The sequence below is a fragment of the Couchioplanes caeruleus genome (assembly GCF_003751945.1).
GTDB lineage: Bacteria > Actinomycetota > Actinomycetes > Mycobacteriales > Micromonosporaceae > Actinoplanes > Actinoplanes caeruleus.
This window is the reverse complement of sequence record NZ_RJKL01000001.1, coordinates 8,243,760-8,268,326: the sequence shown is the minus strand read 5'-3', so window position 1 is coordinate 8,268,326 and position 24,567 is coordinate 8,243,760. Positions and strand designations below refer to the sequence as shown.

Here is a 24,567-nt window from a genome sequence, read left to right as displayed (position 1 = left end):
TCAACCTATCCGAGGGTGGTTGCCGCAGGTGGCCGGGCCGAGCGGTGACCGGCTGCCCGGGCCTCTCGTCCGGTGGGCCGTTGTCAGAGACGGCCTGGACCGGTGTGCCGGCGCGTGGACAGTGCTGCATGAGCGGCTCTGGCCGGCGTGGTGGCTGAGATGGTGGCATCGTGCGTGCGGTGTGTGCCACCGGTGCCGGCGAGGCTGATGTCAGGCATGCCGAGTTGCTGGCGTGCCTGGTCGAGGCGGCGGATCGCGGCTTCGGTGACCTGCGACACCGGCTGGTCTCCGTCGATGGTGATCAGGGTTTCGCGGCGGCTGTAGTAGGCCAGCAGTGGGCCTGCGGCCTCGTCGAACACGTCGAGCCGGTGACTGATGACCTGTTCGGTGTCGTCGGTGCGGCCCGTCTGGGCGCCGCGGGCGAGCAGCCGGCGGATCAGCTCGGCGCGTCCGGCTTTGAGGTAGAGCGCGATACGCACGGCGGCGCCGAGGGGCTCGGCGACGCGGTAGGCGGCTTCGGCTTGGGCGACGGTGCGCGGGAAGCCGTCGAGGACGTAACCGCCGCGGCGGCTGGCGGCCTCGACGGGTTTGCGCAGGATGTCCATGACGATGTGGTCGGGCACGAGGTCCCCGCGCTGCATGCACTGTTCGACGGTGCGCCCGATGGTGGTGCGCTCAGCGACATGGCGGCGCAGCAGGTCGCCGCTGGAGATGTGCTCGATGCCGTAGTGGCCGGCGATGCGCACCGACTGGGTGCCTTTGCCGCAACCGGGCGGGCCGATCATGAGTACTCGCATGGCTGTTCTCCGTGGGTTCGGGGGGACGCGTCGAGGGACGGGGTGGTACGCGGGCTGCGGAAGGCGCCGGCGGGGTCATGCGGACGGGGCAGGGTGTGCACCAGGTGTGTCCGCGCGTACTTGATCGCGGTGGGGGTGTCGGGGAAGACCCGTCCGTCGCGGCGCAGCTGCTCGGCGACGCCGAGGGTGCTCAGGACCTGTTCGTGGTCGGGGGCGATGCCGGACAGCAGCACGGTGATGCCGCGTCGTTGCAGCCGGGTGATGGCGTGACCGAGCACATGCGCGCCGGTCGCGTCGATGGTCGACACGCGTGACATGCGCAGGATGATCACCCGCACGTCGGCGACCTCGGTCAGCTCCAGCAGGAAGTGGTGGGCGGCGGCGAAGAACAGCGGCCCGTCGAGGCGGTACGCCACGATGTGTTCGGCGAGCAACTGGTGTTCCTCGGCGGAGTGGTCGCCCGCTTCCAGCGGCACCTGCTGCAGCCGGGCGGTGCGGGCGACGGCGCGCAGGGCGAGGACGACGGCCACGCCCAGGCCGACGGCGACCGCGGTGACCAGGTCCATCGCGACCGTCACGGTGAACGTCAGCGCGAGGACCAGGGCATCGCCGCGGCCCGAGCGCGCCAGGGCGAGCAGGGCGCTGGCCTCGACCATGCGCACGGTGGTGGCCAGCAGCACCCCGGCCAGCGCCGCGAGGGGGATCCGCCCGACCAGCGGCGCGGCCACCAGCACGATCACGGCCAGGGCGATCGCATGGGTCAGGGCGGCCAGTTTCGAGCCGGCGCCAGCTCGCACGTTGACCGCGGTGCGGGCGATCGCCGCCGTGGCGGGGATCCCGCCGAACACCGGCGTGACCAAATTTGCCAGGCCCTGTCCGAACAGCTCGCGGTCCGGGTCGTGCTGCTCGTTGACGCTCATCGCGTCGGCCACGGTGGCCGACAGCAGGCTCTCCAGCGCGGCCAGGGCCGCGACGGCCAGCGCCGAGGGCACCAGCGCGCCGACGGCGTGCAGGCTGAGGAAATCCAATGACGGGGTGGGCAACCCGACCGGCAAAGCGCCGATGCGGCCTAGCGACAGGGGCGCCAGCTGGGCGAGACCCGTGGCGGCCGCCACCGCGATCAGGGAAAACGGCAGGCCCGGGCGCCACCGGGCGCCGAGCAGCATCACCGCGGCCACACCCAGCGCGACCGCGATCGGGGCAGGATGCGGATCGGCGGCGAACCGGGCGGCGGCGTCGGCGGCCACCGCCCACACCTTCTCACCGTGCGCGCCGGTGACCCCGAGCGCGGCCGGCACCTGCTGCAGGGCGATCACCACGGCGATGCCGGCGGTGAAGCCCTCGATCACCGGGGTCGGCAGATAGCGCACGTAACGGCCGAGGCGGGCCAGCGCCAAGCCGATCAGAACGATCCCGGCCATGACGCCGACCATCAGCACCCCGCTCGCGCCGAACTTGGCGATCACCGGCACCAGCACCACGGTCATCGCCCCGGTCGGCCCGGACACCTGCAGGTTCGACCCGCCGAAGATCGCCGCGACCGCGCCGGCGATCGCGGCGGTGACCAGCCCCGCCTGGGCGCCGAGGCCGGAGGTAACCCGAACGCCAGCGCCAGCGGCAAAGCCACCACCGCCACCGTCAACCCGGCCACCAGGTCCCGGCGTGGGCTACGGCGTACCGCCACCCAGTCCGCACGCTGCGGTAACAGCCCACCCAGCCGTACCGCAGCGACGCGGGCGGCGGCAGCGCTCACCGTTCACGTCCGTCGGCCTGCATCTGCACCAACAACCCGCCCCGGTCGGCCAACACCGACCCGAGGATGCGACGGCCGGCGGCCAACAAGTCCGCCACGTCCGGCGTGCTCAACGCATACATCACCGATGCGCCCTCACGGCTGGACTCCACCAGCCCCGCCCGGCGTAATACCGCCAGCTGCTGCGACAGGTTCGACGCCTCCACCTCGATCTCCAGCAGCAGATCACGCACCGGCTTCGGGCCGTCCTGCAACAACTCCAGCACCCGAATCCGCACAGGATGGCCCAACGTGCGGAACAACTCCGCCTTCGCCTGATACAACGGCACCGACACGCCATCACCACCCCATCACGCCCGCCACCAGGCCAGATGTCGACTTTATCAGTTGCAAAAGTCTTCAAGTCTTGGATGTGGCGACTCTCATGGCAGCCGATGACACATGCCGACCAGGAGCCCAGCGGGGGCAGGAGCCCTACATCAACTGATTAGCGTTGTTTTTGCGCTGGAAGCTACCGGCGGCCCTGGACCTCCGTGGGTTCGGGGAAACTGAAGGGACTTCAGCGGGAACCCGAGGATCGAATGACGTGCTTGGTGGGATCGATCCGTGGGTTCGTCTCTAACTCACAGTGAGGCGTCCGGGTGTGCGGGTGTCATTGCCTCATGAAGATGGGTCTCGACCGGACCCAAGTGCTGGTCGTAGGCCAGGACGATTTCGTCCGCGAGGTTGAGGACGCGGATGCTTCCGCTCGTGAACTGCAGTGTGATGCCGATGGCGAAGTCGAGGTTCTCGCCGCGGTAGCGGATCTCCCGGGTGGAGAGAATCCGTTGGCTGACGAACCGGGTCATGGGGAAGTCCGGCGGATCGTCCTCGACTGTGGTGTGGCCGTATTCGTCCATGTCGTAAGGGCCGTGAGGCTGGTCGATCTCCATAGACAATCCGTCGTTCGGCGTGTGGAACCGGACGGGGCCGAGGCCGTCCAGGTGCAGCCACATGTGCAGGAGAGAGGGCTTGGTCTCCTGGTAGTGGTGCCAGGATGTCGTCACCTTCAGCAGGCGTCTGCCGACCAGGCCCTCAGCGTTGATCATTCACCGACGTTGTCATAGCGCTCAACGACTTGGCACTGGTTTCGGGGAGGCGTGACCGCGGGCCTGGCTGGGTCAGAACAAGCCAAGCTGCCCCGGCATCGGCTCATCCGGGCGAACCGCCGGGGGCGCAGGAGGACTTAGAGACGCCAGGACCACCGGGCGCTCCGCTTCCTCGGCGTCTTCCAGCCAAGCCAGCATCGGCCGGAACCGGTCGCCTTGCTCGTTGATCGGCCGGTAGGTGATGTCCGCGGCCGCGGCCTGCAACGACCGCAGGAGTACGTCATCGACCGGTGGCAGTCCGAGAGCCTCGCGCAGGCGATCACGGTCGTCGTCGAGCTCCGGCCGGTCCTCGCGGATCTCGTCGTCGGTGCGGGCGAGAAAGTCGCGCAGGGCCCTGCCGTCGTCCTCGTCGACGGAGAACGTGGTGGCGTCGTGCAGGCTGGAGACGCCGACGACGAGGGCCAGTGCGTCCCGCAGATTCGTGGCGACCAGGCCGCCCTCGCCCTCCGAGCCGACGTAGAGCACCGGCCGCACGGCACCCGCACCGACAAGCAGAAAGGATCCGCCGGTGCCGTCGCCGGCGATCGTCTCCAGAGGCTGGCCGCCGGGCAGGGTTACCGGCTCGATCGGTCCGTCGGCGGCCCGGGCGACCTCGAAGTCGAAAAGGGTGAGCAGGTCGGCGATCCACGGCGTGGCATCGATTTTGTCGAGCAGTTCCCGGTCCATCACGGCGTCTTGAATACCAGGCCGCGGGTCGTCCCGTCGACGAGAGGGGTGGGCTGAGTCTGAGCGCACGGAATCGATCTTGGTCTAGCGTGAGGTGCCAGCCCGTTGGGTTCAGCCAGATTGAACTTTCTTCAGCAGGATCTAAGGGTTTTCAGGCCTATTGGATGGTTTCCGCCCTTGGGTTCGTGGTGAACCACCGGTGTCGTGGTGCTCGGCGGCGGATTCCAGGAGTCGGCGGGCGGTGGTGGCGTAGCGGATTGCGGTCTTGGCGTCGATGCCGAAGACCGCGGCCAGATGCAGCGGGTCGCCGCCGTGGGTGAGGGCTTCTTCGAGTTGCCGGTCGCGGCGCAGGCCCTCCAGGGTTGCGGCGTGGCCGCGTAGCGCTTTTTTGGTCCAGAAGGTGCTGACTGGGCCGGTCTCGGTCGCGGTCTGCTGGTTGATCAGCAGGTAGGGGTTGGTGGTGGCTGGCCAGCGGTGCTGCCGCTGTTCCAGCCATTGGCGCAGGAGTTGGTGGGTGAGGTCGTCCATAGGCCGGATCCGGCCGGCGATGATGATGCGCCGGTTGCCGAGGTCGACGTCGTCGAGGCGGAGGACGCGGATCTGGCTGGTGCGTGCGGCGTGCACTGCGGCCAGGGCGAGCACGAGCCGGGCCGCGGGGGTGGTCGCGGCGGTGACGGCCTGGTCGACGTCGTCGGGATGCAGCGGCTGGAAAACGCCGTAGACGCGTTGGCCGACCTTGATCCGGATGGTCGCGTTGCGGAAGATCGTCCGGGTCTTGGTGCAGTGGCGGAACAGCGACCGCAGCGCGACCAGCAGGTTCTCCCGCTGCACCCCGTTCCGTGCGTCGAGTTCGGCGATGATGTCGTCACGGGTGACCTCGCGCAGGTGTGCGTACCGGTTCGACCATGCGTGCAGGCTGGGCAGTGCCTTGTTGAGGTAGTTCCAGACGGTGGCCGGGTGGCGGGCGCGGCTGCGGGGGCCGCCGTCGTGCAGGGTGCGCAGCCAGGCCTCGACGGCGCTGCGGATGCCCGGGGTGAGGCCGGTGAGCTTACGCTGGAGCCAGACGTCGAAGCCGGGCTGCCTGTCGTCGACGAGCAGGTCCATGTCGGAGAGGACCTCGCAGACGCGTTCGGCGCCGACGCCGAGCCGCTTGCAGAGCGTATGGATCTGGGTGATCGTGATCGTGTCGCCGGGGATGTGGTCGGACAGCAGGATGGTCAGAATCCGATCGACGCCGGTGAGCAGAGCCGGGTGCCAACCGCGGGCCTCGCTGCGGAGGCGGGCCAGATGTCGGGCCCAGGCCAACCACGGTCCCGGCGGGCCGGCGGGGTAGGCCGTGCTGTCGATGATGCGGGTGTAGTCCCGGCCGATGGTGAACAGCGGTGGCTGGATCCACGCGACGTGCGGCGGCCCGGCCGGTGGTGGTGCCGTCTTGCGGGGCCGGCCCCGTCGGTCGCGGGTGTGGACCGGGCCGCTGGCCCGCCGGTACTTCATTCGGTCGAAGAACAGCTGGTGGTGGCGGATCGGCGCCAACTCGAGCTGGCCGTGCAGGTAGGCGGCGTCGGTGCCGCGGCGGCGACCAGCGGCGTTGCCGTCAAGGACAGCCTGATGCCAGCACATCCGGCAGTAGCCGTTCTTGATCGCCAGGACGCGATCGCAGCCGGCGCATCGGTCCCGGTCGGGGTTGTCGTGGCGGAAGACCGAGCAGGCGATGCACCGCCGGCCACCGAGCCGACCCCAGGCCAGGCAGTCGATGCAGCCCCGCGGCCCGATCATGTCGGCGGTCCGGCGCCCGGCCGGGCTCATGCCGGTGGCAGTGAGCGTCCGTCCCGGCGCCGCGGCGCCACCACGATCGTGGCCCCGACCGCGGCCTGCTGCGTTGCCTGCTCCACCACGGGCCGGGTGACCTTGTCCGGCTCCGGGATAAGCACATCGGCCACGCCGCAACCGAGGACGGCGCAGATTACGTCGAGGTCGTCGAGCTTGATGCTGGCCGGCTGCCCGGACCACAGTCCGGACATCTTCCCGGCGGAGATGCTCAGGCCTCGTTCGGCGAGCATGCGCTGCAGTTCGCTGGCCTTCCATATGCCGCGTTGAGCGGCTGCCAGCCGCAGGTTCCATTTCACGGCGTCACCAGTCCCTTCAGCCGTTCGGCCGCCCGTTGCTGCCCGGCCACCCAGGCGTCCTCCACATGGGTGCGGTGGACATGGACGTAATGCAAGGTGGTGGCGATCCAGGCATGTCCGAGGACCTCCTGGATCGCGATCAGGTCCATCCCGCCGGCATACAGCTGGCTGGCGCAGTAGTGCCGCAACACGTGAGGCGTCAGCGCCTCGGGCCACTCCGGTAGGTGGATGCGCGCGGCCACGGCGAGCGAGGTGCGCACCGCGTCGTCACCGACGCGGGCGGCGCTGCCGTCAGCGCACCGGCGTTCGGAGGGAAACAGTGGGGCGCCGGGCCGGGTGTGGTCGTCGTCGAAGTGGCCCCACACGTCCTCGATGAACCAGCGCAGCGTCGCTCCGGCGTTGTTGATCAGCGGGACCATCCGTTCCCGCGGGCCGGAGCCCCGGGCACCTTTGCCCTTGCGCACGTGCAGCTTGCCGAACCGACCCAGGTCCCACTTCACGTCGGCCAGATCGAGGCTGCGCAGCTCGTTGACCCGCAGCCCGACCTCGGCCATCAGCCGCGCCGCGGTGTAGTTCCGCGCGGTCGGCGCGAACTTACGGCAGGTGGCCAGCTCGGCCCGCCACCCGGCGAACAGCAGCTGCTCGACCTGCTCGGCCGACGGCGGGATCCGCAGCCTGGCCTTGCCGGCACCGCGGGGCCGGTTCATCTCGTCGATCGGGCACTCGACCACCCGGCCGGTCAGCTCGTGAATCTCGACCTTGTGCCGCAGCTCCAGGAACAGGAAGTACGTTCTGAGCGCCTGCGCCCGCCCGAGCCGCGTGCCCTTCGCCGCGTCACGTAGCACCTTGCCGAAGTAGGCATCGGCGTCGGCCGGTTCCATCTCCCACAGCGGACGACCGAACCAGGTACGCACCTGGTCGAGATGGCCGACATCGCCGCGGATCGTGTCGTCGGACAGCCCGGCCGCGGACCGGGCCAGCACGAACCCGGCCAGCACGTCGGTCTCGAAAGCCGCGATCTCGTCGGCTGTCGCGGGTCGCCGTGCCTGACGCAGGTCCCGCACCACCGCCAGGGCCAACCCGAGCCACCTCGCCTTCACCAGAGTCGGAATACCGGCGCTGATAACGACAACGGCTCAGGAATCCTGAAGTTACGTCGGCTTGCTCGATCGAGGGACCTGAGAGAGAAAGCCCCTGGCCAGGACGTCGCCGGGGACCGTGCTACTGCAGGGAACTCGCGGGTTGTTTGTTATCCGCCAACTCGCCAAGATCAACTATTTGCCGGCTGGTGACACGTTCGTTACCGGCACCCCTAGAACTGTTCCCGGAATGCCGCCAGCACATCGATCGCATCCGCCTGGTCCGCCATGACCGCGACAACGACTGTCGATAGGCATCGGACGTGGCATGACGGGCCGGGCAGATCAATGAGGGCGCGCGGCACAGCCGTGTTCTCATGTCCGGCCGGGGTTGACCGATGGTGAAGCGTGTCTCCGCTTATCGCTGCGCATGCCTTCGGGGCCTCGCTGGCCCTGCTACTGGGTGCCTACAACCTTCGCCGCGCGGTCAAGGGTGATTCCCTGCACCGCCGAGCAGGAATGGTGTGGACATGCGCGATGTACTGGACGGTGTTGAGTTCTTTCGCCATCCGTGAGCTACGGCCAGGACATCTGAGCTGGATTCATGGGCTTTCGGTGTTCACCTTTGTGACCTTGTCCGTCGGGCTGTGGGCGGGATACACGGGCCATGGACGTGTGCACGGTCGCATGATGGCGGGGTCCTACTTCGGGCTGGTGGGTGCCTTCATCGGCGCGGTGGCAGTGCCGCAACGCGCCGTTCCGCAAATGGTGCTGCACCAGCCGCTGATCCTGGTCGCTGCGGTGGCCGTCTGTCTGGTAGTTGCCGTCGCTATCGTCCGGTGGGCCCGGACAGGACCAAGGCGCCGCCGCACAATGCCGCGGCAGAAGTCCCGTGTCGAGGCGGTCATCCATGCCACAGCGACCAACTCGGCCGGCAACCAGCCCTGACGGTGGAGCGCCGGGACGATGACGCTGTCACGGCTCAGCCTCCGGGCACGTGGCCCAGCCGCCAGGTAACCAGCAGCGCGTTGGCCCTACTCACCCGGTGGCGCTGGGCTGGATCTGGAGGTTAAACGGCAAGCTCAAGTCTGTTCTTTAACCTCTGGCCTTGGGCTTGCGGCGGGGTGGGCCGCCCAGTGAGGTTTCGCGTTTGACGGTTTTGCCCACGTCGTAGCGGGTCGCGCGGCTGTGGTTTTTCGATCCCGGAGGCCGTCCGGGGCCAGGGCGGGAGGGTTTCGGTGCTGCGGCTGGTAGAGCCGGAGGCTGTCGCACAACGTTCGATCTTGGACTGTCAAGACGGACGTTTCGCGTCGTGGCGGAAGAGCTTGTTCAGGTTGTGCACGGCGCCGAGCAGCTTGATCTCGGCGTCGACGCTGGTCGCGCCGCGGTAGTGCAGATGGCGTCCGAAGCGTTGGAAGAGTTGCGCGAAGCCGGGCTCGACCAGGGCGCTGCGGCGGGCGTAGAGCTCGCGGCCGGCGGGGGTGGCCAGGCGGGCGGCCATGTCGCGCTGACCGGCAGGGACGCTGGCGGGCTGCGGTGGGTGCGGGCTGTGTGTCTGGCGGTATTCCTGGGTGACCGATACAAACAGCGGAAGATCGTTTAGTGCTGCGAAGTTGGCGGCGCTGGCGTACCCGCTGTCGGCTAACCATGCTGCCACCTGGCCGTCTATGCCTGCGGCGGCGCAGTTGTGCTGGGTTCGTTTCACGACCGGGACCAAGGCGGTCATGTCCGAGGGGTTGTCCTGCAATTCGATGGTGAGCAGCAGTTGGTTGCGGGTGGAGGCGATCTGCACGTTGTAGCCCTGCACGTAGCCGCCGCGTTTACCGAGCATGAGCCGTGACTGGGGATCGGTGAGCGAGGCGCGGGTCCTCGGCGAAGGCGTCGGGTGGGGATTGCGGATGTTCTGCAGCCCTGCTTGTGCCCTGGCGAGCCGTTCCCGCTGGCGTAGCACTGAGGCTTTGGCGTGCAACGCCACCGGTGGGCGCCCGTTGGCGCGTTGGCGTCCTACGGCCTGGTCCTGCCGTGTCCGACGGGCGTAGGCCTGCAGCGTTGTCGTGTGAGCGGCGGTGACCGCGGCCAGCCGTTGCTCGGCTCGGGCCACCATGCGTTCGGCGGCCTCGACCTTGAGCTGGATCTCGCCCGACGACGGCAACGCCCGCTCATACAAGTTGTCCCGAGCTGTGCGGGCCCGTGCGATCCGGTCACCGAGGCGTGCCAATGGTCCCCACGACAGTTCGTTGCGACCTACTCGCCGCAAGCCTGCGGGCTGGGCCGACGCCGTCGTCGTATCCGGCGCCAGGCCCGTCATTGATCGGGCGATACGCGCCTCGCCGTCAGCGACAACGGCTTCCAACTGCTGCAGCGTGCGGTTCGACGAGCGGGCAGCGTTGGCGTGCATCGGCGAGCCGTCCACCGCGACCGCGGACAGGTCCACCATTCCTCGCCGGCCGCACAACGCCAGCACCTGAAGAAACAGCGACTCCAGGCGGTGGCGATGCCGACGCAGAAACCGCGCGATCGTGGCATGGTCGATTTGCTGGTTGGCCGCGATGATCCGGCAGCCCACATCGTCGAGGCAGGCAGCCTCAATCCGCCGTGACGAACGGATGCCCTTGCTGTAGCAGTACAACACCAACGACAGCACCACATCCGGTGGATACGCTGCGTGGCCCTGTCCATCGGCACGGTATCCGGCCAGGAACGCCGACAAATCCAGTTTCTGCACCGCCGCGAGCACCTTCCCGCACAGGTGCTGCGGTGGTAACCACTGCCGGACATCGGGCGGGAGCGAGAGAACGCGCTCACGATCGCAAGAGATGAAGTTGAACCTCACCCCATAGTCGACCATCTATGGCCATGAAGGCCCTGCTCCGACACGCCTTGACAGCCCAAGATCGAACGTTGTGCGACAGCCTCGCCGATGTCGGGCGGAGGCTCCGAAACCCGCGCCGGACCCGGGCCGGGGTGAGCCGGTCGGGCGGTGACGGTTGTTCCCATGGGCGGCGTAGATCGATGGCAAGGGGCCGGGCGAGCCGTAGTTGGGTGTGGGCGGCGATCATGATCCAGGTCCAGCGGTCGGCTGCCCGCGGGTTGCGTAGCTTCGGCCTGGTCCAGCCGAGGGTCTGCTTGAACAGGCGGAACGTGTGCTCCAGATCGAAGCGTCGTAGGTATGCCTGCCAGATCCGGTCCACATCCGGTGGATCGGCGCCGGTGCCGGACCACCACAGCCACAACGGTTGCGCGTCGCGGTCACCGGGCAGGTACTCGACTTGAAGCCGGATCAGGGTGCCCTCGACGACTGGGAGCTTGCCCTCGTGATCGAGCCAGGCGGCGCGGTGGGTCAATCTCGGGTGAAGCCGGTTCCAGGCTCTGGTGTCGGCTTTTCCGTAGCTGGCCGTCTCGTTGACTGTCGTCACGGCTGGCTCGGGCCAGGAGCCGGGGTCCTTCAGGTCGAACTCGCCGCCGTGTTTCGGCGGGCGACCGCCGTACGGGTGGTACTCGTACGGCGGGGCCGGTACCCGCAGGACCCGGTCGGCGCGGATGCGCCCGGTCACCTCGACCGGCAGATCGCGCAGGACCCAGGCCAGGCGGGTCACGTCGTGGCCGGCATCGCAGACGATCAGGATGTGCGGGTCGCCGGTTTGCTGCTGGCCGCAGGCGATCAGCCGGTCGATCACGTCGCGTAACTGGCTCGCGGTGACCGCCGTGGCGTCGTCGGCGGGGCCGAGACGTAGCACGTCCGGCATCGCTGTCCACGAGGTGCGCCCGGGTTCCAGAGCCACCACGAACGAGTATGGCCAGCCGGGGATGAACTGCGCGGCGCTCTTGGCGCGCCCGTACACGTGGCAGAACAGCCGGTCCGGGCTGCACGCGGCGTCGGAGCGCAGCCACGGTGACACGTCGACCGCGAGGACGATCCGGCCGTCGGCGAAGCGCGGTAGAGGCAGCGTCGTCAACGCCCGCAGCAGCCGCCTCAGATCGATTCGGCCCTGGTTGAGCGCGTCATACAAGGCGCCCGTGTCCGCGCCGGTGCTCGGCCGTCAACGTCAGATCGACCAACGACTTGACCGGTCCGTCCGCGCACAACACCGCGTCGGTCAGCTCGAACAACGCATCCGCCCCGGCGGTCAAGCAGCGGTACAACTCATCCCGGAACCCCGACAGGACACCGGACCCCAAGACCTCATCTGTCACGACCACTACAACGAACTTCGATATCAGGGGATGCGGCTCCCAGCCCTCGGCCAGCGCCAGTGACCACTGCCAGCCGGGTGCGGCTCACCGCAGCACCAGCAGATCGAGGGCGTCCACGACCGCGCCAGACTGCGTACGGGCGGCCTCGTTCAACCTGGCGACGCCTGCCGCGTACGCCTCGTCGCTGATCAGCTGCAGCGGAGTGTGTGCCTCGCGCCGGAGCCCGGCGGCGGCCTCGGCCACCGAGGCGGCAGAGACCTGTGGAACGGATTCACAGCCCGCGGTGGTGAAACCGGCGGTGGCGAACGCAGCCTCGACACCGGCAATGCTCGGATAGCTTTCGAGCACCTCGACGGCTTCCGGGAACCAGCGGAACAGGCTGATGGCCTCGTGCTGGCCGGCGAACGCAGATCGGATCAGTACCGGGGCGCCCGGTTTCAGCACCCGCCGGATCTCCCTAGCCGCCGCCTGCAGGTCGGCAATGTGATGGATAACGGTGGAGATCCAAATCCCGTCGAGGCTCGCGTCCGCAGCGGGGATGTCGTCGGCGGCACCCGGCAAGACCGGCTGGATCACCGCGCGCTCGCGCATCGCCGCAGAGGGCTCCACCGCCACGACGTCGAGTTCCGGCCACCAGATGCGGAACGCCCGTGTCCAACTGCCGGTGCCACATCCCACGTCGAGCAGACGCATCCCCGGCTGGGGGTCGAAGTAGCGGCCGATCGCCGCGCGCCAGGTAGCTAAATCTTCCTCCCGCAGATGACGGGTCTGCTCGAACGCGGCGGCGTCGGCTTCGTCGTACGCAATAAGCGCCATGCCCCGAGCCAACCGGCGGCGATGCCGCCCCGCAAGAGCGAAATGGATCACCTCACACCACAGTCACGCCGGGTCGCATTCAATGGCCGGACCCGGCCCGCCAGGCACCACACTCGTGCAGGGCCGGTGTCTGCATCCCGAGTCGCCCGTCACAGCTGTTCGAAGCCCAGCACCCGCCGCGCTCGTAGGCTGTGCTCACCACTGCGGCAAACCTCGATCGAACGCGGCTCGAACCAAGCCCCAGCGATGCTGCCAGGTTAAGGAACAGGCTCAAGTGGGAGCCACCAAAGCCAGCCCCGCTCGAGCGGACGACACCAAAGCCAGAAGCCGGCGCCTGGCAGCGGTTGCACGAGGCGCTACTCGCCGAGCAGCGGGCCGCCGGGCTGCTGGACGTGGCGCGCGCCGTGGTGGACCCTCGCACCTGCGCGCTCTGGAAGGGAGGACCTCACCGGCGCGGACCCGGTCGGTCGTGGGCGGCGGAGGATGCGGCGTTCGGTCACGCGGTGGCTGCACCGTGTCGCAGAATGCGACCGTGGTAGCAAGCGTGGAGCCCTCCTGGGCGCGCATCGTGCGGTGGCTGTCTGCCCACGCGCCTGAACATGCGAGAGCACGGCATCCGACGGCCTCGCAGGGGAGTCATCGATGCCGTACCTCGACCTCTTCCTCACGATCGCCGACGACCACTGCGGCGGCTACCTCTACGTAGACCTACGAGACGGCCCGCTCAGAGGTGGTGTCGGCTACTGCAGCGGCGAGGAGAACCACTACGAACCAGTGTGGAACAGCACCGCACAGCTTCTGGAGTCCGTCGCCGACGCCGTGGACGCCGCAGTGCCGTGCATGTAAGACGCGTGGCTACCAGAACCAGGTTCTGGCACAGGAAGTGTGGTGGGTCAGCGATCCCCGTGGCGGCGACTACACCCTTGTTGGTCGGAGGCTCGTTCGAGTCGCGCTTCGAGGCCGCGCTTCACCTCAGTCCAGTCATCGTCCAGGATCGAATAGATCACGGTGTCGCGCCACGATCCGTCAGAGCGACGGCGGTGCTTTCGTAGTACGCCTTCCCGCACTGCGCCGAGGCGTTCGATGGCGTTCTGAGCCCGCTGGTTGCGAATGTCGGTGACCAAGACCACGCGCACCGCGTGCAGGGTCTCGAAGGCGAACGTCATCATCAGCAGTTTCGCTTCCGCGTTCGCACCGCTGCCCCACCATCGTTGTCCTAGCCACGTGTAACCGATCGTCACGGTGCGCAGGACGGGATCCGGGTCGGCGAAGGATGTCGTGCCGATGAACTGCCCTGTCGCGGAGTCGATCTGGGCGTAGGGCAGGCGTTCGGCGCGGGCACGTGCCGCCAGGGCAGTGGTGATGTGCCGGCGCGCGTCATCCGACGTGACTGGTTGCGCTAACGCGCCTCCTGCAGGGCTTTGCCAGCGGAAAATCTCGGCCGCTTCGTCGGGCGTCCCGACGGCCGTCAGGTAGCCCTGGGCGTGTTCCACCGCCAATGGCTCAAGCCGAGTCCGGCCGCCTACGAGGGTCGGCATCGCATACCAAAGATCGTCGTCCGTCACGGCATGCATCATGACATTCGGCGGCCTCAGCAAGCTCCGTGCGCGTCGTCGACCAGCCCTGGCTGGGTCAGCCCTCTTGGGTACGGGCCGAAGTCGTCAGCAGCACCCGCTTGCGGAGCAGGTCGAAGCCCGCGCGCCCGTACATCTGACGCTTGATCCTCTTGATGCGGTCGACGTTGCCCTCGACAGGACCGGAGCTGTGGGGCAGGGTCAGGCCGGCGGCGACGGCGTCGAGGTCGTTGGTCAGGCCGGTAGCGAATCCCGTGAGGCCGGGCGGTGCTGCCTGCTGAGCGGTGGCGATCCAGGTGCCGAGTGGGTTGCCGTGCAGGTTGGTCAGCATGTCGGCGAACGAGCGCACGAGGCCAGTTGCGGTGGCCAGTTCTGGGCAGCGGTCGGCCAGGGCTCGGAGCCGGACGGTGTCCCGCTCGACGAGGTGATCGGGGTGGCGGCAGATCCAGCCGGTCACCTCGCGGACCGACGGCGGTTTGACCACCGCGCTCGGATCCGGGCGGGTGCGGTGGTGCTCGACGAAAGCGCGGACGATGCCGTACCCGCCGGTGAAGCTCTGGGCGGAGACCTCGCGGTGCAGGACGGTGGCTTTGAGGCAGGCATCGTTGATGCGCCGGAGAAGGTGACCTTGAACGGGTCGAGGCTGCGCGGGCGTGGTTTCTGCCCGACGGGCATCTCTTGCCAGGTAGCGGCGTGGGCGTAGCGCTGGACGGTGTGCCGTCCCGAGCCCAGGTGCCGAGCGATCTGCCGAATCCCGGCACCTTCAGCGAGCAGGTCATGAACGAGTTTGTGGTGTTCGCGGCGGCGCCGCGCCATCACCCCGCTGGGTTCCGGCACCTCAGTCCCAGCGGGCAGATCGCCAGCCGGTGCGGTGACGGGTTCCCGCAAGCAGTCCTTGTGTCGGGCGACGCACCGCTCGACGGCCTCGGCGAGGTTCTGCACAGATGGAACCGATCCGCGACCTGCACCGCGAATTTCGGCGTGGAGTGGCGCCACGCCTGACGCTCTGCAGCATCGCGAATCATGGCGAACTGTCCTCTTGGCCGAGCACCGGTCGGCAGCGATCCAGCTCGCCGCCTCGCTCCGTCTCCGAGCGGGGCCACTGATGGACGAACAGGTGCTCCAGGTGGTCCCCTCGATGACTCGCCGGCGTCGCGTGCCGCAGGTGCTGGCGCATCAACGGCGCCCGACCGCCGGGAGCCGGCGCCGGCCCTCGATCTGGGTGCTGGTCGGCAGCGGCCGGGCAAGGAGCCGACGCGGACCGCGCCGACTCAGTGCCCTGGCCCAGCCGACCCAAGTGCCCTGGTCCAGCCGACCCAAGTGCCCTGGCCCAGCCGACTCAGTGCGCTAGTTCAATAGCGTCCGGCCCGGAGGCCATCGGTGGTGGGCTTCCAGTCGGCGCTGTCGCGCGAGTCGGCAATCAGGTCCATAGCCGTGGCCAGCGCGATGAACAGGAAGAGGAGCAGGATTCCGAGTCCCATGACAGTCACACCCTTGTCCGGCGGTTCTGAAGCCGGTGCGCACCGGGTTGCTTACGGTCCCAGTCTGTCGCGGCGGTAGCCCCGCAGACAGTGGCAGTAATGCCATACATCTTTAAGATCCTGCCAACCTCCGGGTACGCTGGCGGCATGTTGCGCAAGGTTGCCGTTCTCGCCCTCCCTCCGGTCGCCGTCTTCGAGCTCGGGGTGCTGTGCGAGCTGTTCGGCTACGACCGGACGGACGAGGGCCTTCCTGCCTACGACTTCTCGGTGTGCAGCGTGGGCGGGCGTCCCGTACGGACCCATGCGGGTTTCTCGATCACTCCGACGCACGACCTGGAGCCGGCCGACGACGCCGACCTGGTCGCAGTCATTCCCAACGACACCGAGGAGGGGCCTCCGGAGGAGGTCCTCGAGGTGTTGCGCCGTGCACACGCCCGGGGCGCGTGGGTGATGAGCGTGTGCACAGGCGCATTCGCGCTGGGCTTCGCGGGCCTGCTCGACGGGCGCCGCTGCACCACGCACTGGCGACACACCGACCGCCTCGCCGCGCATTTCCCGACCGCGAAGGTCGATCCCAACGTCCTTTACGTCGCCGACGGCACGATCCTCACCAGCGCCGGCACCGCCGCGGCCGTCGACTGCGGGCTGCACCTCATCCGGGAGGAACAGGGTTCGGCGGTGGCCACGCAGATCGCCCGGCGCATGGTCGTGCCGCCGCACCGCGACGGTGGCCAGGCCCAGTTCATCGAGACACCGCTACAGCCGGTCCAGTGCGACACCCTGCAACCGGTGCTGGCCGCGGTGATGGCAAGCCTCGACCGCCCGCACACGGTGGACACCATGGCGGCGCAGGCACACATGGCCCCGCGGACCTTCGCCCGTAAGTTCCGGGCCGAGACGGGGGCCACCCCGCACGACTGGCTCACGAACCAGCGCGTGCTGCTCGCCCGCCGTCTCCTGGAGGAATCCCCCCTCGGCATCGACGCGATCGCCGTGCACGCCGGCTTCGGCAGCGCCGCCACCCTGCGTCATCACTTCGGACAACGGCTCAGCACCACGCCCCAGGCCTACCGCGCGATGTTCAAGACCCGAGTCGCCTAGGCGGTCGCCCAGGGAAACAGGCAGCCCAGGGAAGCGGGAGAGCGGAAAGCGGACGGTAGCGGAAGACCGCAAAGCGGAAGGCGCGGCACCGAGCAGTCAAGGAAGCAGGAGGCCGAGGCGACCCCATGCTGCGGCGGCGGCACACCCCCGTAGCATGCAGCGGTGCTGACCAGGGATTTCGCAGCGATCATCCGCCGACGACGGCTGGTGATGATCGGCGTCCTCGTGCTTGCCGTAGCGCTCGGAATTGCCACGGAGACAGACCGGGTGCAGATCTGGCTGCCCGCGGCCGCCACCACGCTGGCGCTGACCGGCGTGGCGGTCGCCCTTTACACGCGCGCCTCGCGCCACCGCCCCGCCGCCCTTGTCGTGTCGCGGCGTGAGCGGGCCTTCGTCGCTCCGCCCTCCGCGCCGCCTGTCTTCCAGGCCGCGGCCTTCACCCTCCTGGGCGGGCCCCTCGTCGGCGACAAGGTCGCCGACGTCATCAGCCGTGAGTACTTGTGGCCTGTCGATGCCGCCCTGGGCGCGACGTGGGTGCTCCTCGTCGCCGTCCAATGGCACGTGGCCGCCGGCCGGCACGGTCTGCGCCTGCGACCCGACGGCGTCCTCAACCGCCAGGCCCTGGGCTCGCACTTCATCCCCTGGGACGCCTTCGACCCCGCTCTTCCCCTCGCCGCGGTCGGCCACGGTCTCGCCGCCTCCTACCACCGGCCCGACCTGGTGCGCCGCCGCGGATTGGGCGGCGGCCGCAGGACCCTGCCCGCCGATGTCGACCCGGAATACCTCATCCGGGTCGTCCACGAGTACGTGAACCATCCCGAGCATCGGACCGCCGTCGGCAGCGAGGCAGAGCTGCACCGCGTCGGTGCGGCCACCGGGAGCTGACGCCGGAAGTCCGGTACGAAGAATGCTCACGGGATCCTGACAATGCGCTCCTACGGTCGTTGGCACATCGAACGATCCGACCGCCGGAGGACCTTCATGGCTCGTAGCCGACGCGTACGCATCGGTGTTGCTGTCTTGTCGATCGCGGCCGTGGCCGCAAGCAGCCTGATGATGAACCGATTCCTGACCGCGGGCGCGGCCACCGGGAAGGGCTCGGGGAACGCACTCGCGGCCGTCGCCGTGGCCGAGTACCACCTCGGCGACAAGGCTTTCACCGATAGGCCGGACTGGCCGGGCTATTCGGAGATGAAGGCCGTCGTCCACTATCCCCGCCGGCTCGCGAAGGAGAAGATTCCCCTGATCGTGCTGCTGCACGGTCAGAACAATGCCTGTTACGTCCCGGACGACGGCCCCTCGGGCTGGCCGTGCCCGAAAGGTGTGAAGCCATACCCCAGCTACCACGGCTACGACTATCTCGGCAGGGCGCTGGCGCAGGACGGGTTCGTGGTCGTCTCGCTCAGCGCGAACGGCATCAACCATTTCATGGGAGTCGCCGAGCAGCGCGCGAAGCTCATCAACCAGCACCTCGGCATGTGGCAGAAGCTGACCTCCTCCGGGTCCGGCCCGCTTGCCGGGAAGTTCACCGAAGCGGTCACCGGCAGGCAGGCCGACGTCGACTTCCGGGGCCGGGTGGACATGACCCGGGTGGGTCTGATGGGGCACTCGGTCGGCGCCCAGGCCGTCATGGTCACCGCCGGTGACGACAATCGCGGCAAGGTTCCCGCCGGTGTCCGGATCCGTGGCGTGGTGACTCTCGCCTCCGCCGGCGGCCGGAGCCCGGACGATGAGTCGATCGTCAGCAGGACCTCGTTCGCGGTCGTCTCGTCCGAATGCTGGCGGGAGGGCGATCGGGAGTTCTTCGACAATGCCCGGGGTAGGACCAAGCTGCCGGCGTTCTTCGTCCGGGTCGCCCGTGCCAACCACAACTTCTTCAACACCGCCTGGACCACGGGACCGGGTTCGGTCGACAAGGACGACACGGGTTGCCCGCAGACGCCGAACCGGCCGACCGCCGCGCAGCAGCAGAACTTCGCGGCCACCTACCTCACGGCCTACTACCGGCTGGCTCTCAAGGACGACAAGGGCGGCATGCCCGTCCTCACCGGCGCCCGCCGGATCGCCGGCGTCGACACCAAGGTCGACAAGCTGCCTTAGAGCAAGGTTCAGAAGGCGTGCTTCCGCAGGTACTGGTGGATCTGCGCGAGATTGTGCCGGCAACTGTCGTCGGCCCGCTCCTCCCAGGCGAACACGCACACGGTGGCGATCCCGTCGAAGCCGACCTCGCACAGCGTCCGGAAGAACAGGTCCCAGTCCACCTCGCCCTGTCCGATGTCGAGATGCTGGTGCACCCTGGCCGTCGATCCGGGCGGGTTCACGATGTACCGCAGGCCGGACGACCCGCGGTGGTCGAACGAGTCCGCGAGGTGCACCTGGGTCAGCAGCGGCCCGGCGTGGCGCATCACGGCCGCGAGGTCGCCGCCCTGGTGGAAGGTGTGCGGGGCGCAGTAGAGGAACGACACCAGGTCCGAGTCGATGCCGCGGACCAGGTTCACCCCGGCGACGCCGTCCTCGACGAAGTCGTCGGGGTGGGGTTCCAGGACCAGCCGGACGCCCTCGCGCTCGAAGATCGGGAGGAGCTCCTCCAGGGAGCGCCAGAACTGGGCCTCGCTCGCCTCTGCGGCCGCCGGGCGGCCGTTGAACTCGGAGTTCATCACGGTGACGCCGAGATCCACGGTGATTTCGATGGCCCGCTTCCAATAGCGCACCGCCGCCTGCCGCTCGCCCTCGTCCGGGCCCGACCATCTGTACAGCGGCAGGACCGACGCGATCTCCACGTCGGCCGCGGCGAGTTCCCGCTTGAACGCCGTAATCGTCGCCCGGTCGGCGCGGGGGTGGAGGAAGAACGGCAGGAAGTCGTCCCGGGGGGACAGTTCGATGTGCCGGTAGCCGAGCTCCGCGACGCGGCGCGGCAGGTCGAGCAGGGGCACCGTACGCAGCATGTACGGGTCGAGTGCGATCTTCACGGAGCCACCTCGTACAGGGCCGGGCGCGGCATCAGCGTCACGCCGACCCGGTCCCCGCCGCGCAGGGCCGCGACGCCCGCGTCCGAGACCACCGCCGCGGCGTAGCCGTCCCAGGCGCTCGGGCCCACCGGTGGCCCGCCCGCGGCGATCGAGTCGATCCATTCCTGCAGTTCCACGTCGTAGGCGCGGATGAACCGTTCCCGCCAGTCCGCCGGCACCGGCATGGCGAGCCGGCCGCCGCCGCGCACCATGACCGGGCTCGGTTCGCCGAGCGCCGCGGTGCCGTCCTCGCCGACGACCTCCCCGCGGATGTCGTAGCCGTAGCGGATGTTGACGGAGATCTCGACGTCGACGATCGCCCCGCCGGCCAGCTCGAGCAGGAAGAGCAGCGGGTCCTGCAGGTCGCCGCCGTTGCGGCTCTTGCGGGGTACGAGCACGCGCACCGCCACGATCTCCTCGCCGAACATCCAGCGCACCATGTCGATCTCGTGCACCGCCGTGTCCGTGATAGCGCTCTCCTTCTCGTAGTACGAGGGCACGCCCGGGTTGCGGTGGGCGCAGTGCATCATCAACGGCGCACCGATCCGGCCGCTGTCGACGACCGCCTTCAGCGCGCGGTACGCGGCGTCGTACCGTCGCATGTATCCGACCTGGACCAACCGGCGGCCGTGACCGACCTCGGCCTCGACGATGCGCCGGCAGGCCTCCTCGGTGGTGGCGAGCGGCTTTTCGCAGAACACCTGTTTGCCTGCCGCGATACAGGCGAGCACGTACTGCTCGTGGGTCGGTCCCCACGAGCAGACGACTACCGCGTCGACGCCGGGGTCGGCGATCAGGTCCTCGCCGCTACCGTGCACGACCGCGCCCGGCAGGGCGTCGGCGACCCTCTTGGCGGTCTCCACGTCCACGTCCGTGACGGCGGTGACCTCGACGCCCGCCAGGACGCTGGTCATGCGCCGGATGTGGTCCTGGCCGATCATGCCGGTGCCGATGACTCCGATTCTGAGCATGCGCACGGGTCCTTTCAACGGCCGAGTTCGTGGGAGAGCTCGGCCAGTTCGTCGCCGCCCGCCATCTGGGCGGTCAGCTCGTCGAGGCCGACCTCCTTGCGGGTCTTGTCGAGGACGGTGGCGCCGAGCTTGAGGATGACGAAGTGGTCCCCGACCAGGTACGCGTGGTGCGGGTTGTGGGTGATGAACACGACCCCCAGCCCGGCGTCGCGGGCGGCGGCGACGTACTTGAGCACGATCCCGGACTGCTTGACGCCCAGCGCGGCCGTCGGCTCGTCGAGGATCAGGACGCGGGCGCCGAAGTAGACCGCGCGGGCGATGGCGACGCACTGCCGCTGGCCGCCGGAGAGAGTGCCGATCGGTTGGTCGATGTCCTTGACGACGATGCCCATCTTGCGCAGTTCCTCGTCGGCGATCCGCCTCATGTCGCGGATCTTGAGCCCGGCCAGGGGGAACCGGCCTGAGCTGATCTCGGAGCCGAGGAAGAAGTTGCGCCAGACCTCCATGAGCGGGACCACGGCGAGGTCCTGGTAGACGGTCGCGATGCCGTGGTCGAGGGCCTCCCGCGGGGACGAGAAGGTCAGCTCTCGGCCGTCGACCCGCAGCGTGCCCTCGTTGTGCGGGTGCAGGCCCGACATGATCTTGATCAGGGTGGACTTGCCCGCACCGTTGTCGCCCAGCACGCAGGTGACCTCGCCGGCGTTGACCCGCAGGCCGATGCCGCGGAGCGCGCGGATCGCACCGTACGACTTGCCGACGCCGTCCATCTCGATGAGCGGCTCGCCCTTCTGCAGTCCGCTGTCGGCGTGGTGCGCGAGGGTGTCGGTCATGACTCAGCCCACCTTCCGGAGGTCGACATGCGCTTGATGTAGAGGTTGACGAGGACGGCGAGCAGGAGCATGACGCCGAGGAAGGCCCGGAACCAGTTGGGGTCCCACCCGGCGTAGACGATGCCGAGGCTGGTCATGCCGAAGATGAAGGCGCCGACGGCGACGCCGATCGCGTTGCCGAAGCCGCCGGTGAGCAGCGTGCCGCCGACGACCGCGGCGATGATGTAGAGGAACTCGTTGCCGACGCCGTTGCCGGCCTGCAGGGTGTTGAACCGGTAGAGCGTGTGCATGCCGACGAACCAGCCGAGGAACGACACCGTCATGAACAGGCCGATCTTCGTCTTCACCACCGGCACGCCGACCGCGCGGGCGCTGTCCGGGGCGCCGCCGACGGCGAAGAACCAGTTGCCGATGCGGGTCCGCTGCAGGATCCAGGCGGCGAGCGCGACGAAGAGGGCCCACCAGATCACGGTGATCCAGACGGTGACCGGGCCGATCTTGAAGCTGGACGCGAAGATCTTGTTCAGCGACCCGAAACCGTCGATCTGGCTGATGTCGGGGCTCGAGACCGATCCGGTGACGAGCTTGGTGAGGCCGAGATTGGCGCCCTGCAGCACGAAGAAGGTGCCCAGCGTGATGAGGAAGCTCGGAATGCCGGTCTTCATCACCAGGTAGCCGTTGAGGAAGCCGACGAGCAGGCAGAAGGACAGCGAGAGCAGCGCGCCGACCCACAGATTGACCCCGAAGTACCAGCAGAACATGGAGTTGACCAGGCCCGCGGTGGTGGTGATGACGCCCGCGGAGAGGTCGAACTCGCCGCCGATCATGAGCATGCCGACGCCGACGGCGACGATGCCGATCGTCGAGGACTGGTAGAGCACGGTGAAGAAGGACTCGGCGGACCGGAAGGCCGGCGCCATGGCGAGGAAGAAGATGAAGATGAGTACGGCGGCGACCAGGGCGCCCACCTCGGGACGGCCGAGCAGCCGCTGGGAGAGGCTCCGGGTTATTCGAGACGGCACCGAGACGGGTGGTGGCGCCGTCTGCACGCTGTGGCTCATGGAGGGGACTCCGTTCGATTTCTCCGCGGAGGCCGCCGCGGCGACCCCCGCGGAGGAGGGTCAGCGCGTGTTGTTCTTCGTGAAGGGCAGGATGGTGGCGATGTTGTCCTTGTCGACGAAGGACGGGCCGGTGAGCACGGGCTTACCGCCGCCGATGTCGTTGCCGTTCTTCAGATAGAGATACAGCGAGGTCACGGCCATGTAGCCCTGGACATAGGGCTGCTGGTCGATGGAGAACTCGATCTTGCCATCCTGGATGCTCTGAGCGATCTCGGCGTTGAGGTCGAAGGTGACGAGTTTGGCGGCGCTGCCGGAGGCGTCCTTCGCCTTGAGGGTGTCCTGCGCGATCTGCGCGCCCAGGGTCACGATGGAGTCGATCGACTTGTCCTGCGACAGCTTCGCCTGCAGGGTGGACACGACGGAGGAGTCGTCGGCGCCGTTGACCTGAATGTTCTCCGTGCCCGGCACGGCGCTCTTGACGCCGGCGCAGCGGGCCTCGAGGGCCACCGAGCCGGCCTGGTGGATGACACAGAGCGGGTGCTTGGCGCCGGCCTCGGCGAGGCGCCGGCCCGCGCTCTGTCCGGCGATTGTCTCGTCGGATCCGAAGTACATCAGCGCGCCGAGCTGCTGGTACTGGTCGATACCGGAGTTCAGGCCGACCACCGGGATCTTCGCGTCGGTGGCCGCCTTCACGGCCCCGGCCAGGGCGTTCGGCGTCACCAGCGTGGTGGCGATCCCGTTGACCTTGGAATCGACCGCGTTCTGGATGAGCACGGCCTGCTTGTCGGCGGCCGGATCGTTGGAGTACTTCAGGGTGACGCCCTGGTCCTTGGCCGCCTGGGTGGCGCCGGCCTTGATCTTGTCCCAGAAGGTGTCGCCCGGCGTCTCGTGGGTGACGAACGCGATCGTGTAGCCGGAGCTGCCCGGTGCGTTGCCACCGCCGCCCGTCGTGTCGTCGGTCTGTTCCCGGCCGCCGCCGCTGCACGCGGTGACCCCGAGGGTCACCACTGCCACCAGCGCGACCATTCGGCGCGTTCTCATCGGTTCGCCTCTTCCTCGAAGGTGGACATGGAGTTCAGATAGGCACGGGTACGGGTGGCGATCGGCAGGGGCACGTCGAAGTCGACGGGATACATGTCCTGCTCGACGACCACGAAGAGGTCAGCGTCGAGTTCCCCGAGCGCCGTCAGCACGGACGGGACGTCGGGCGCACCGGCCGGCGGCTCGACGCTGGCGCCCTGCGCGACGGCCTGGCCGAACGGCAGGTCCTCCCGGGCCGCGCGGTCGGCGACGGCCCGGTCCATCTGTTTGATGTGGACATAGCCGATGCGGTCCGGATGCTTGCGGACGAGCGCCGGCACGTCCGCTCCCCGGTAGGCGAGGTGGCCGGTGTCAAGACACAGCGACACCCACCGCGGATCCGTGTCGGCGAGGAACCGCTCGGTCTGCTCCTGGGTCTCCACGTGGTAGTCGGCGTGCGGATGGAACCGCATCGCGAGGCCGTACTCCTCGGCGAGGATCCGGCCGAGGGTGTTGCTGTTGTCCACCAGGGCGCGCCAGCGCTCCGGGCTCAGCTCGGCGGGCTCGTGGTAGGCGCCGGTCGCGTCGTCGCGGTAGCCGGGCACGGGGACGAAGATCAGGTTCTCCGCGCCCAGGGCGCGGGTCAGCTCCGCCACCTTGCGGGTCTCGGCGACCACGTCGGCGAAGTCCTTGTGCGGGCCGCCGACGCCGGCGACCGTGCCGCCGGCACAGGACAGGTCGCGCTTGGCGAGCTCGTCGCGCAGCCGTGCCGGGTCGGTCGGCAGATATCCGTACGGGCCCAGCTCCAGCCAGCGGTAGCCGGCCCCGGACAGCTCGTCGAGGAACCGCTGCCAGGGCGTCTGCCGCGGGTCGTCGGCGAACCAGACGCCCCACGAGTCGGGGCAGCTACCGAGCCGCAGGCGGCGGATCGAGGTGGTCATG

Annotated in this window: 26 protein-coding genes and 2 pseudogenes; 7 read left to right on the top strand and 21 right to left on the bottom strand. The window is 68.7% G+C overall.

Annotated features, from left to right (window positions below; genetic code table 11):
• Positions 1 to 83 precede the first annotated feature (83 nt).
• From EDD30_RS37285 to EDD30_RS37250, 8 genes are all read right to left on the bottom strand, one after another.
• Positions 84 to 797: an adenylate kinase gene (locus EDD30_RS37285; protein WP_084556620.1), complete on the bottom strand. Its 714-nt coding sequence runs from the start codon at positions 795 to 797 to the stop codon at positions 84 to 86.
• Positions 782 to 2,329: a SulP family inorganic anion transporter gene (locus EDD30_RS37280; protein WP_244945690.1), complete on the bottom strand. Its 1,548-nt coding sequence runs from the start codon at positions 2,327 to 2,329 to the stop codon at positions 782 to 784. Before EDD30_RS37280 ends, EDD30_RS37285 begins: the two co-directional genes overlap by 16 nt.
• Before the next feature lie 217 nt (positions 2,330 to 2,546).
• Complete coding sequence (locus EDD30_RS37275) at positions 2,547 to 2,885, bottom strand: ArsR/SmtB family transcription factor (protein ID WP_071807093.1); 339 nt, start codon at positions 2,883 to 2,885, stop codon at positions 2,547 to 2,549.
• Positions 2,886 to 3,173: 288 nt separating this feature from the next.
• Complete coding sequence (locus tag EDD30_RS37270; RefSeq protein ID WP_071807094.1) at positions 3,174 to 3,638, bottom strand: hypothetical protein; 465 nt, start codon at positions 3,636 to 3,638, stop codon at positions 3,174 to 3,176.
• Between the two features lie 72 nt (positions 3,639 to 3,710).
• On the bottom strand, positions 3,711 to 4,364 hold the full coding sequence (locus tag EDD30_RS37265; RefSeq protein ID WP_071807095.1) for a hypothetical protein: 654 nt from the start codon (positions 4,362 to 4,364) through the stop codon (positions 3,711 to 3,713).
• Between the two features lie 141 nt (positions 4,365 to 4,505).
• Positions 4,506 to 6,170 carry a hypothetical protein gene (locus EDD30_RS39635; RefSeq protein WP_170047428.1) on the bottom strand — a complete coding sequence of 555 codons (1,665 nt, stop codon included), beginning with the start codon at positions 6,168 to 6,170 and terminating at the stop codon, positions 4,506 to 4,508.
• Positions 6,167 to 6,490, bottom strand: coding sequence for a helix-turn-helix domain-containing protein (locus EDD30_RS37255; protein ID WP_071807096.1), 324 nt, complete (start codon positions 6,488 to 6,490; stop codon positions 6,167 to 6,169). Before EDD30_RS37255 ends, EDD30_RS39635 begins: the two co-directional genes overlap by 4 nt.
• Positions 6,487 to 7,590 (bottom strand): tyrosine-type recombinase/integrase, encoded by a 1,104-nt coding sequence (locus tag EDD30_RS37250; RefSeq protein ID WP_244945539.1) that lies wholly within the window; start codon positions 7,588 to 7,590, stop codon positions 6,487 to 6,489. The genes EDD30_RS37255 and EDD30_RS37250 overlap by 4 nt, the downstream gene beginning before the upstream one ends.
• 387 nt (positions 7,591 to 7,977) lie before the next feature.
• On the opposite strand from EDD30_RS37250, the gene EDD30_RS37245 reads away from it, so the two are divergent.
• Positions 7,978 to 8,517 (top strand): DUF2306 domain-containing protein, encoded by a 540-nt coding sequence (locus EDD30_RS37245; protein ID WP_071807098.1) that lies wholly within the window; start codon positions 7,978 to 7,980, stop codon positions 8,515 to 8,517.
• Positions 8,518 to 8,664: 147 nt separating this feature from the next.
• Here EDD30_RS37245 and EDD30_RS41860 read toward each other — a convergent pair.
• From EDD30_RS41860 to EDD30_RS37220, 4 genes and pseudogenes are all read right to left on the bottom strand, one after another.
• A pseudogene (locus tag EDD30_RS41860) lies at positions 8,665 to 8,832 on the bottom strand (NF041680 family putative transposase); the annotation flags it as partial.
• A 28-nt stretch (positions 8,833 to 8,860) separates the two neighbouring features.
• Entirely contained in the window at positions 8,861 to 10,417 is a 1,557-nt protein-coding gene (locus tag EDD30_RS37235; RefSeq protein ID WP_071809438.1) for a transposase, read from the bottom strand.
• Between the two features lie 67 nt (positions 10,418 to 10,484).
• Positions 10,485 to 11,769 (bottom strand): annotated as a pseudogene (locus tag EDD30_RS37225) (NF041680 family putative transposase); the annotation flags it as partial.
• 78 nt (positions 11,770 to 11,847) lie between these two features.
• Positions 11,848 to 12,579, bottom strand: a complete 732-nt coding sequence (locus EDD30_RS37220) for a class I SAM-dependent methyltransferase (RefSeq protein WP_071804367.1) — start codon at positions 12,577 to 12,579, stop codon at positions 11,848 to 11,850.
• Positions 12,580 to 13,221: 642 nt separating this feature from the next.
• Between EDD30_RS37220 and EDD30_RS37210 the strand changes: the two genes are divergently transcribed.
• Entirely contained in the window at positions 13,222 to 13,425 is a 204-nt protein-coding gene (locus EDD30_RS37210) for an SMI1/KNR4 family protein (RefSeq protein WP_071804368.1), read from the top strand.
• A 47-nt stretch (positions 13,426 to 13,472) separates the two neighbouring features.
• Here EDD30_RS37210 and EDD30_RS37205 read toward each other — a convergent pair whose 3' ends face one another.
• Both EDD30_RS37205 and EDD30_RS37200 read right to left on the bottom strand, forming a co-directional pair.
• Positions 13,473 to 14,144 carry a GNAT family N-acetyltransferase gene (locus EDD30_RS37205; RefSeq protein WP_084556253.1) on the bottom strand — a complete coding sequence of 224 codons (672 nt, stop codon included), beginning with the start codon at positions 14,142 to 14,144 and terminating at the stop codon, positions 13,473 to 13,475.
• Positions 14,145 to 14,211: 67 nt separating this feature from the next.
• Positions 14,212 to 14,610 (bottom strand): transposase, encoded by a 399-nt coding sequence (locus tag EDD30_RS37200; protein ID WP_244945689.1) that lies wholly within the window; start codon positions 14,608 to 14,610, stop codon positions 14,212 to 14,214.
• Positions 14,611 to 14,664: 54 nt separating this feature from the next.
• Here EDD30_RS37200 and EDD30_RS37195 point away from each other — a divergent pair, with 54 nt between their 5' ends.
• Entirely contained in the window at positions 14,665 to 14,856 is a 192-nt protein-coding gene (locus EDD30_RS37195) for a hypothetical protein (protein WP_143162614.1), read from the top strand.
• Complete coding sequence (locus EDD30_RS37190; protein ID WP_071804371.1) at positions 14,847 to 15,155, top strand: hypothetical protein; 309 nt, start codon at positions 14,847 to 14,849, stop codon at positions 15,153 to 15,155. The genes EDD30_RS37195 and EDD30_RS37190 overlap by 10 nt, the downstream gene beginning before the upstream one ends.
• A gap of 350 nt (positions 15,156 to 15,505) precedes the next feature.
• Here the strand turns inward: EDD30_RS37190 and EDD30_RS41690 are convergent, their stop codons facing one another.
• Positions 15,506 to 15,634 (bottom strand): hypothetical protein, encoded by a 129-nt coding sequence (locus EDD30_RS41690; protein WP_280526207.1) that lies wholly within the window; start codon positions 15,632 to 15,634, stop codon positions 15,506 to 15,508.
• A gap of 147 nt (positions 15,635 to 15,781) precedes the next feature.
• Here EDD30_RS41690 and EDD30_RS37185 point away from each other — a divergent pair, with 147 nt between their 5' ends.
• The 3 genes from EDD30_RS37185 to EDD30_RS37175 all read left to right on the top strand — a co-directional run bounded on the left by EDD30_RS37185 (position 15,782) and on the right by EDD30_RS37175 (position 18,835).
• Entirely contained in the window at positions 15,782 to 16,735 is a 954-nt protein-coding gene (locus EDD30_RS37185; protein WP_071804372.1) for a GlxA family transcriptional regulator, read from the top strand.
• 162 nt (positions 16,736 to 16,897) lie between these two features.
• Entirely contained in the window at positions 16,898 to 17,620 is a 723-nt protein-coding gene (locus EDD30_RS37180; RefSeq protein ID WP_143162615.1) for a hypothetical protein, read from the top strand.
• Positions 17,621 to 17,791: 171 nt separating this feature from the next.
• Positions 17,792 to 18,835, top strand: a complete 1,044-nt coding sequence (locus EDD30_RS37175) for an alpha/beta hydrolase (protein ID WP_143162616.1) — start codon at positions 17,792 to 17,794, stop codon at positions 18,833 to 18,835.
• 8 nt (positions 18,836 to 18,843) lie between these two features.
• Here the strand turns inward: EDD30_RS37175 and EDD30_RS37170 are convergent, their stop codons facing one another.
• The 6 genes from EDD30_RS37170 to EDD30_RS37145 are packed head-to-tail and all read right to left on the bottom strand — an operon-like array spanning position 18,844 to position 24,566.
• Positions 18,844 to 19,704 carry a sugar phosphate isomerase/epimerase family protein gene (locus EDD30_RS37170; protein WP_071804375.1) on the bottom strand — a complete coding sequence of 287 codons (861 nt, stop codon included), beginning with the start codon at positions 19,702 to 19,704 and terminating at the stop codon, positions 18,844 to 18,846.
• Positions 19,701 to 20,714: a Gfo/Idh/MocA family oxidoreductase gene (locus EDD30_RS37165; protein ID WP_071804377.1), complete on the bottom strand. Its 1,014-nt coding sequence runs from the start codon at positions 20,712 to 20,714 to the stop codon at positions 19,701 to 19,703. The genes EDD30_RS37170 and EDD30_RS37165 overlap by 4 nt, the downstream gene beginning before the upstream one ends.
• Before the next feature lie 14 nt (positions 20,715 to 20,728).
• Complete coding sequence (locus tag EDD30_RS37160) at positions 20,729 to 21,544, bottom strand: ATP-binding cassette domain-containing protein (RefSeq protein WP_071804379.1); 816 nt, start codon at positions 21,542 to 21,544, stop codon at positions 20,729 to 20,731.
• Positions 21,541 to 22,605 carry an ABC transporter permease gene (locus EDD30_RS37155; protein WP_071804380.1) on the bottom strand — a complete coding sequence of 355 codons (1,065 nt, stop codon included), beginning with the start codon at positions 22,603 to 22,605 and terminating at the stop codon, positions 21,541 to 21,543. Before EDD30_RS37155 ends, EDD30_RS37160 begins: the two co-directional genes overlap by 4 nt.
• 60 nt (positions 22,606 to 22,665) lie before the next feature.
• Complete coding sequence (locus EDD30_RS37150) at positions 22,666 to 23,646, bottom strand: sugar ABC transporter substrate-binding protein (RefSeq protein ID WP_071804382.1); 981 nt, start codon at positions 23,644 to 23,646, stop codon at positions 22,666 to 22,668.
• Positions 23,643 to 24,566 (bottom strand): TIM barrel protein, encoded by a 924-nt coding sequence (locus tag EDD30_RS37145; protein ID WP_071804384.1) that lies wholly within the window; start codon positions 24,564 to 24,566, stop codon positions 23,643 to 23,645. The genes EDD30_RS37150 and EDD30_RS37145 overlap by 4 nt, the downstream gene beginning before the upstream one ends.
• Position 24,567: the final 1 nt, after the last annotated feature.